Genomic DNA, 8,739 nt, shown 5'->3' with positions numbered 1-8,739 from the left:
GGTAAGGAGAATGTCGTTTCCAACCTGCAGCCTGGTGAAACGATGACCATGCAGGACATGTTTAAAACCCAGATGGCCATGACCAACCTGATGGTCACCGAGGATTACATAGGGAAGATTGTCAGTAAGAGTACCCAGACGTTTGATACTCTGCTGCGAAATCAATAATTCCTGACGAAGTCCTGAAGCAAGTGCACAGCTGCCTGGTAATTTTGGATCCAGAAATACAGCCGGAGTCATCCGTTCATGAGCAAGGGAACTGTGCACCGTACTCTGAAATACCTGGGAGTCATCTGCCTCAGCTTTCTGCTGTCAGGGTGTCAGGTTGAGCTCTATTCTGGCCTTTCTGAAAAGGAAGGCAATGACATGCTGGCCATCAGCATCACCTGAAAGCAGGCTGCCAAATTTATCGGCCGCACCTGCATCCACTTTTTCCGGAACGGCAAACGTTTCGGCAGATTCAAGCGCTTTCTCTGTCAGGCCTTTTGAGTTGATAATATTTTCGGCCATATAACAGACCTCTTGAGTTGGTCTTCATTTTCAGCAAGCGGGGCCTGCCACCTTGCAACCTTAAGCAGCAAGCTGCTCAGACTGTCTAATTATTGTTTCGATAGCACTTTCAACGGTTGGACGGGAGAACTGTTCATTATTGAGATGAATCAACCAGACCAGTTCCTCTTCTCCTTTCAGCCCTGCCTGCAATGGCAGCGCAAGAGACTGGGTGTAATGACATTTTCTTAGCGCATGAACCAGGCTTTTGCAGGCATCAAATCGGGACAACCCCTGAACCATGTAAATAAGAACACCCTCTTCCTGTGTCTCCAGATACAGAGCCCTTTCAGATTCAAATTCAATGCTGATTACTCCGGAGACGCCGAAACTGAGTCCCTCAATACCCATTCCCCGGCCAATATCCGAAATCACCTCATCCCGCCAATCCATTGCCTGCTTCCCTCATGCTAGCGTCCTTTCACAGCTACCCCTGCCTGTTATCACCCACAGAGCCTTATTCCATGGTGGCTACTCAGATTTTTGTTCCTTCTCAGCAGCAAAAAAAGGTGTTTCAACTTTCTTACTCGATGGTAAATCCAAAGAAGCGGTTAGTTCACCCAGGAAACTGTCATCCAGCTCGGTATCCAGCACAGCCTCTTCAATGGCCTCTGACTCTTCCTCTTCAATTTTGTTATCCAGACTGTCCGTTGCCGCAGACAACATATTCAGCTTGGTCTCATCATTGGTAAACACTTCTTCAGGAATGGACCTCACAATATCCACGATGGAAGTCAGAGCAAAAATATGAGCTTCCAGTTTTTCCAGATTCATTTTTAACGGTAACTTTTCAAAGTCAGACTCTGTGACCCACTGTTTATCGACGAGGTCCAGCATCTCTCCCATCAGCACAAGACGAACGACGTTTTCTTCAGGGAATGTTCTTTCCAGCCTCTCTTCCGCTTCACAGCAAGCATCATGAACACCTGACTGAATCTTCAAGCCTTTCATATCATCAATAATGACTTTCAATCTGACCGGTGAAGTAGAATGAGTCGTACAGTTCAGGTCCGTCGCAAGGAGATCAAGTTGTCCCTGAATAGCCCCTTCAAGATTTTCTGCTCCATAAGTTTCTACTAGATAGCGGTAAGTTTTCTTGAGTGAACCATCATCTCGAACGTGATCCATCTTCGCTGAATCAATAAGATCAGCATAGCTTTCACGGACCGTGCGAACATCAACATCAAAGCCCATTTCTTCGATCATCTGGGCTGCTGACTCAGAGATATTGAGGCCAGCCTGGATCAGTGTCGGATTCTTTTCCCTGATGCTTTGTTGAGCCTTTCGAATTTGACTGGCTTTCTCTTGATCTCCTAGCTCTTCGAAATAGTCTGCGGCAAAATCCAGTGCCGCGAATTGCTCGAGCACATCATCCGAAAATTCCTGAGCCTGCTTGAGAACCTGATTGGGATTGAGATTGGTTTGATTACTGAAATGGTTAGCGAGATCCTTAAACGCCTGGGTTTCCTGAATCGCCTGTATTTTCTTGATGCGCTCAAGAAGCTTGTCAGAGAGTTCTGAACCGGAAGAGAGTTTTCTGTCTTTGAGTTTGGTTTGCTTGAAGCGATCGGCGACCATGGAAAGCTCTTCTGCACTGTCAAGCAGTGCAGAAGTAGCATCAGACCGAACCTGAACCGTCTGTCCGGCAACCTTGCCTTTGGCTCCCTGGTTGCCTGCAACGTTCTGGTTACTCTCCAGAAACGATGGTGTTGATGCACCACCGGCCCTGTCGAGTGGAATAGTCATGTCATGCCTCCTGCATGTCGTAGACGGGAATTCCTAAATCCGCGAATCTGAGCGTCTCTGTCTAGCCTCTAGTGGTAGTTTTCAGTGTTTCGAACCAGGTTCGTATAATTTCGTCCATTTTACTTTGAACCGTCTTAACCATGTCCTGGTGCATTTGCATCCATTCAGATGAACTCTGGGCGGCGTTTTCGTGGGTTTTCTGGAAGGCTTCATGCTCTTTCTGTCGTGCCTGGTGTTCAGACGACTGATAGTTGAAACCCGCAGAAATAATGTCACCCACCCCCGTTACCATTTGAGCCTTCTGGGTAGCCAGCTGCATCTTGATATTCCTATCAGCAGCGGAACCACCACCCGATGCCCCGCGAATGGCCACCGCACCAGCCCCTATTTTCATGACACCACTGGCCATTCCGGCTGCCAGAGAAAAGATGGCGGCTTTTCTCATTTCTCCGGCCTGGTGCAGAACTTCCTGCTTGGCCGCATCATACTCAATGGCTCTGGTTTCCCTGGCGGTTCTTCGACCCTGAACACTCATCTCATGAAGGAGTTCAAACACAGTAAAAATGTCCACCAGCTGTTGCAGAACCCTGTCCCCGATCGGGCTGCCTGTTGATAGTACGTTGGCGGCCTTTGCCATCTCTTGCAGATGAGCCAGCTGATTAGCATCCGTTGATCGAGCCAGCTTATCTAGAGTTTTCAAAGATTGCGGATCGGCCGTTGCCAGTAGCACATCGGCTTCTGGATCACTGAAACCCATTTGTTTCAGTAGATCTTTCTGTTGTTCAGTGCCAAATGTTTGGCCATTCAACATTGCCGTCAAACGTTCTGCCTGAGCATTGCTGAAACCCTGAGAGGCAAGAGCCAATTTATTTTTCCCGGACCCGCTCTGGTGAGTAGACGTCAGTGAATTACCTTCATCATCCGGATCAGCCAGTGATAGCAAAGCATCCACCTGACTTTCACTGAAACCCATGGATTTCAGAGCGTCTTTTTTACCCTGTAAGGCTGACTGACCTCCGTGCATCGACGCCAGAGAGTTACCCGCATCATCGGGATCAGCCAGTGACATCAGGGCATCGAGCTGGCTCTGACTGAAGCCCATTCCGGCAAGAACACTTCTCTTACCCTCTGCACTTCCGAGATTGTGACCATGAAGACTGCTTAAAAGACCGGCACTCCCTTTCAAAAGATCGGCGTTTCTTTGCAGTTGCTGTTGCTGTTGCGGATTGAGGTTGCCACTGCGTAAACTTTCCGCCAGCTTCTGAGTCTTTTCAAGAGATGACTGAGTCAGCTTACTGATATCGTTGACGTCAGAATTGGCTGTTTCAAGATGGGTGGGCTTGACATCACCGGGTTTATCAAGCTCTGGCGCCCTCTTCTGCTGACCTTTCAATACTTCGGTATTTTTGGCTTCACGGGAATATCGAAGGTTTTCACCATCGAGATCTCCACGACCGACTTCATCCAAGGGGGCTGCGCCACCTAGCCCTGATGCCTGAGAACCATAGTCCACCGGCGTATTCTGTGACGCACCTGTCTGTCCTACCTGTGACATAATCTACCTCCTTGAGACTCAGGCACGCAGGTTGCGCGCAAGTGTAGTCTTGGTTTCGTGATTCGCTTTAATGATGCTGGCAGCTGTGGAGTAGCCATTCTGGAGTTCTTGGATAGCCTTTTCCAAACCTTCCATAGCATCATCGATGGCCTTCTGGATCCTGACCATTTCGGCTTTTTCTTCAAGCGCTTCCGCCCTGAATATGTCTGCTTCGTATTTGTAAACAGAGGTTCCGATATCAGCACCACCCGAAGCCATCTGACCAGCCCCCCCTATCCACTGGGCTGTCTGTCCTATCCTGGACAGGATCGCAACATTTTTTGCAACAGCAGCTGATGTGGTTGCAGCCGTGTTGGCGCCTGTCGCCGTCACCGATGCAGCGGTTGAAGACCCTGTTGCTGTTCCCGAGGCTGTACTGGCAGCGGCGCCACCAGCACCGGCAGCTCCGCCTGCGAAAGCTGCACCCGCAGAAAGTGCGATCATAATGACGGCCCAAAAGACCGTGGCACCAATTTTGCCATCTCTCTCACCGTCTTCGTCACTGGCAAGACCGTCAAAAATTTTCATCATAAAGTTACTGGTTTCTGATGAAACCGTCATAGTGATCATAAGACCCGTCGCTGCAACCATCAGACTTGCGGCAACAATACTTAAAGCACCACCGGTAAGAACTCCCGCAGCAGCCACAGCGACGGTTGCAATCGCCAAGAATACCAGCGCGATATAACTGAAAATCTTCCCTACCATTTGAGATTTTTTCGATTCTTCGACTTTTGCAATGGATTCGCGGATTTTAGATATGATATTGCTACTGCGTTGCTCAGCAGCAACCTGACCTATCTTGATACTCTCCTGATCAAACCGGAGTCGCTCGTTCTGTAACTTTGACTGAATCTGAACCAGCATCGTGGTAGCGCTATCAATATCCAGAGGCTTTTCAGCGTTGAAAGCCGCTTTGGTAAACGCATTGAGATCTTTAGTCAGCTCAGCTTTCAGATCATCCGGAATTTCTCTGATGGCAGAGAAACGGACCATGACATCTTCGAAAGTATTGAACAATGTATTCAGTTTGGGATCGCCACCCCGGGCTTCCATATCTTTGAATCTGGCAGAAGAAGAGTGCATCGGAGCAAGAGCGTTTTTGGGATCATTGGGATCAGCCACGGCCAGCATCCCGTCAATTTGGGATTTACTAAAGCCCATACTTTCAAGCTCAGTACGCTTAGCCTGAAGCTGGTTTGTCTGCTTTCTGATGGGGAGATTTTTCTGTTCCTGAACCACCTCACCGGGCGTCTTGGGTCGGTTTGCCGACTTTTCCATGGCCTGCCCTTCCTGATGCTTCAATACTTCTGCGGTAGCCTTGTCAGACTCAGCATCAGCCGATGGAGCATCCAGAACCGGCGCATTGATATGAGCTTTTGGGGCTTCACCACCTTCCGTTCTGGAGTAACTGTTCTGGTGACTAAAGCCTCGTTGAACCGGATTTTCTTCACTATCAACGGCATCAAAAGAAGCCTGATGAATGTTTCCGGTTTGCTCTGTGGTAACAGGTCCCTGACTGATTGAAGACATCCTTTCACCTCTTCCCTTAACTGCTCAGGTTATCCAGCATGCTTTCGGCTCTCTGTTTCTCTTCCTCGTAAGCAGCCGTATTTCCAGCCCATTCAATGGCCGTCTCGTAAGACATTTTTGCTTTTTCGTTGTCACCCATCGCCAGATGACAGTCAGCGATGTAGATCATGGGTCTGGGATCGTCGGCATCCAGTACCGTGGCAAAAGTGAAGATCTCAATAGCATTTTCATACTGCTTCATCATTTGCTGACAGGCGCCGAGACCCATGAAGTATTTTCGATTGAAGTGATCATAGAAGCAGAGGAACTGAAAGACCTTTTGTGCCTCTTCGTACTTCCCCCCCCTGATAAAGGTTATAAGCGACGCTATATATAGCTTCCATGGCATCATCGCTCATATTCTTCAGATCTTTGAAGGTTCCCCCCTTACCAAAGAACTCAAGAAGCATATCATCGAGTTCTTCAGTTTCGTTCATTCTGGCTTCTTCATTCACAGCGTGATCCTCCATGATTCACCGTAGGTTCTGAATAATTGTACTCAGTGACTGATAGTATTTGTTGACGAAGTTAGAAAGCATTTCAAAGCTTTGATTATATTTATTTATAGTCTGCTGTAGTTTAGTTGTTTCCAGCTGGGATTGACTGGTCAATGCCTCAATTTTGGTCTTTAAACCTTCGATATTGACCTCCCAGTCTGCTGAATTGTGATCAGTACCACCCTGGTACTTGGCACCGAGACTGTCCCAAAACTCCTTGAACTCCGGACTAAAGGTTGTTGTGCCCGATGTACCGGCGTCTGCTTTTTTAGCTTTAGCTTTAGCTAACCAGTCGTTTGCCACTTCCAACTGGGCATTCTTGTCCTGAATCGATTCAATCTGCTCTCTGAGTTGAACCTCTATGATTTCCGCCCTGGCCGTAAGAACTGACATCACCAGGGCATCCAGACTGGGTTTGGAAAAATCGACAGGCTCTCCATTCAAATAGGCATTCACAGAGGCGGCCCCCGGGCCAATGTAATTGTCTCCCTGCCAGTTGCTCGGATCACTGACCTGATTCATCAGTGAGACCGGCGTCTGGACATAAACCAGCTGTTTTGCCGCATCCGTGAGCTTGCCAGCGTATTGAAGAGAATTGAGTGTCGACTTATCAACAGTATAAAAATGAGTAGGTGTCAGGGAATTTCCCTGATCATCAGGGTCGGCCAGTGAGAGCAAAGCATCTATCTGAGCATCACTGAAACCCGCCGCCCTGAGTGAGTCCCTTTTAGCGTCAGTAAGATGAACTGACCCTCGCGTGCCAGAGAGTGTTACTCCTCCCTTGTTATCCACCGATGGTGTGGAATCAGTCATAAATTGGCTCCCTGCCGCTCTGAGCAAACCACATTAGAATTAATTTAGTACATGGTTTTCATGCGAAAATTTCATTAAAAACGTAAATTATGCGCTATTTGAAATAATCCTTCTTTCTCATCTTCTCAATCACATTAGCGAACTTATCGCGTGTATACCTTTCAAGCTCGTCTAAAAACTGTGCCCCCGTGATCTTTTTCCCTCTGGGCCTTTCGAGCACTTCCTTGGCGGCCTTCAGAAAGTCATTCTTGTCGCTGCCATCAAGACGATCAGCCTTGTCTAAAGTGCTCAGCTCAAAAGAAAGCACTCGGAAGTGAACCAGATTTTTTGAAATAGATGGATCAACCGCCTCTGAAACACCTGTTTCACTAGTAGAGGACTGTGGAGGTGTTCTCGGTGATTTTCCAGATTTTAGGGCTACTGGTGGTCCAGGCACTAAGTCAGAGACCTCAGCAGAATCCCCAAATGCGACTGGGTACTGGTGCTTTAACAATCGCTCTGCTTTTTCTGCTTCGAGCAACTTCAACACACTACTCAATATTTCCCTTGCCTCTTCTGTACCAGGACTGGCCATGGCTCCTCTGGTCATAGCAATCAGCTGATCCAGGGATGCATCGCTCATTCTCGGCAGCATCTCTTTCAGTTTCGTTAGAAATGCAGCCAGAGCTTGTTCTCTCTCACTGGCCGATGTGGCATTCATCATGGCTTCTGCCGCACTCAAAATAGCGTTTGTGACCGCTTTGAATTCAGCATCATGGGGGTCAAAACTCTTATCTCTACTCAGGACACCGGCAATAGCCTCTGAAACCACCTCTGAGAGAGGCATGCCTGTTTGTATTCCACTAGACATTTGCTCCAAAAGCGCTTCGGGGCCTGCAATAAGCTTGTCCTCTTGTGCGAACCTCTTAAGCCTTTCTTTGGCTTCGTCTTCATCCAGAGAACTCTCTTCCCGGACAGAAATCACGCCATCTCCCTGGGTGAGAGCTTCCAGTACAGGTTTGCGAACAGCCATGAACTTGCCATCATCCACATTGCTTTCATCCGATTTGGATTTAGACTCATCGGGTTTGGGCTCAGGCTTATCGGGTTTTGGTTGAGGCAGGTTCTGCTGGACATCACCTGAGGGGGCCATTATCTCTGTGAGACCCATACTTAACATCATTATTCCGCAAGCGTACAAACAAATCCCTAACGGGGGGAAAGCAATAGTTGCAACCGCGCCCACACCTACCAGAATACCTCCAACTGTGGTGACCGTTGCCTCTTTTTTGTGCTTATCGAGAAAGCCAAGCTTGGGCTGAAGCTCATTTTTGAACGCTTCTTTTCTGCTTTGCGCATCAGGATCAGCGGATGAGCTGACAGATACCCTTGCTTTTGAAGAGTGAGAAGAAGCTGTTGATGTATTTAGCCCATCTTCCGTCCCCGGAGCATGAACGTCAACTTCCTCACCCGGAGATGGTTGCCGAGGTTCTGACTGGAGCGGAGCACCTTCGTCTTCGTCCGGATCAAGTGTTGAATGTGCCCCGTGAAGCCCATAAGATTCTGAAGGACTGGTTGTGGGAGACTTTCTCGAAGCTTCCAGCGAACGGAGCATTTCAGACGCTTCACCGCTGCTCAGTGAATATTCCAGCTCTTCTTCTTTAGGTTCTGGCAAATCTTCCTGATCATAATAGGTTACAGAAGCAGAACGTGAGTGAATACTCTCGGGTGCAGGGCCCGAGCCCTCACTGTCACGTCTGCCAACCAGACTCTGCCCCTGTGTTCCGGTGACATTTCTGGCACCCAACCGACCCGATTTATTGACCTCGTGCTTTGGATGCACTGAATCAACGGGTGGTGTAGTTTGAGCATCAACGCCCGACGTTCTCCCTGGCATAAACCTTCTTCCGAAAAATGCAGCATGTTCTTCAGTAAAGCTTAGATGAAGTATCGCTTCGGCAGGTAGATTTAATACTCAAAGAGAATAAG

General features: G+C 48.4%; 10 protein-coding genes. 1 reads left to right on the top strand and 9 read right to left on the bottom strand.

All coding sequences use genetic code 11. The annotated features are described in order from the left end of the window. Positions 1–42: 42 nt before the first annotated feature. The gene (gene sctI / locus KDK16_RS13615; protein ID WP_373690979.1) at positions 43–168 is read left to right on the top strand and encodes a type III secretion system inner rod subunit SctI; all 126 of its coding nucleotides are present in this window, start codon (positions 43–45) and stop codon (positions 166–168) included. Positions 169–312: 144 nt separating this feature from the next. Here sctI and KDK16_RS10635 read toward each other — a convergent pair whose 3' ends face one another. The 9 genes from KDK16_RS10635 to KDK16_RS10595 all read right to left on the bottom strand — a co-directional run bounded on the left by KDK16_RS10635 (position 313) and on the right by KDK16_RS10595 (position 8,647). Further along, positions 313–510, bottom strand: coding sequence for a hypothetical protein (locus KDK16_RS10635; RefSeq protein ID WP_257276068.1), 198 nt, complete (start codon positions 508–510; stop codon positions 313–315). A 60-nt stretch (positions 511–570) separates the two neighbouring features. After that, entirely contained in the window at positions 571–942 is a 372-nt protein-coding gene (locus KDK16_RS10630; protein ID WP_257276067.1) for a hypothetical protein, read from the bottom strand. Between the two features lie 78 nt (positions 943–1,020). Then, positions 1,021–2,295 (bottom strand): TyeA family type III secretion system gatekeeper subunit, encoded by a 1,275-nt coding sequence (locus tag KDK16_RS10625; RefSeq protein ID WP_257276066.1) that lies wholly within the window; start codon positions 2,293–2,295, stop codon positions 1,021–1,023. Positions 2,296–2,356: 61 nt separating this feature from the next. After that, the gene (locus tag KDK16_RS10620; protein WP_257276065.1) at positions 2,357–3,850 is read right to left on the bottom strand and encodes a hypothetical protein; all 1,494 of its coding nucleotides are present in this window, start codon (positions 3,848–3,850) and stop codon (positions 2,357–2,359) included. Positions 3,851–3,868: 18 nt separating this feature from the next. Beyond that, positions 3,869–5,422 (bottom strand): type III secretion system translocon subunit SctE, encoded by a 1,554-nt coding sequence (gene sctE, locus KDK16_RS10615; protein ID WP_257276064.1) that lies wholly within the window; start codon positions 5,420–5,422, stop codon positions 3,869–3,871. Between the two features lie 16 nt (positions 5,423–5,438). Next, entirely contained in the window at positions 5,439–5,810 is a 372-nt protein-coding gene (locus KDK16_RS10610) for a SycD/LcrH family type III secretion system chaperone (RefSeq protein WP_257276069.1), read from the bottom strand. After that, a complete protein-coding gene (locus KDK16_RS10605) occupies positions 5,713–5,916 on the bottom strand; it encodes a hypothetical protein (protein WP_257276070.1) in 204 nt (67 codons plus the stop codon). The genes KDK16_RS10610 and KDK16_RS10605 overlap by 98 nt, the downstream gene beginning before the upstream one ends. Positions 5,917–5,934: 18 nt before the next feature. After that, complete coding sequence (locus tag KDK16_RS10600; protein WP_257276063.1) at positions 5,935–6,771, bottom strand: hypothetical protein; 837 nt, start codon at positions 6,769–6,771, stop codon at positions 5,935–5,937. A gap of 94 nt (positions 6,772–6,865) precedes the next feature. After that, positions 6,866–8,647, bottom strand: a complete 1,782-nt coding sequence (locus KDK16_RS10595) for a hypothetical protein (protein ID WP_257276062.1) — start codon at positions 8,645–8,647, stop codon at positions 6,866–6,868. Positions 8,648–8,739 lie beyond the last annotated feature (92 nt).

The sequence above is a fragment of the Endozoicomonas sp. SESOKO4 genome (assembly GCF_024606275.1).
This window is presented reverse-complemented; position numbering and strand designations above follow the sequence as displayed.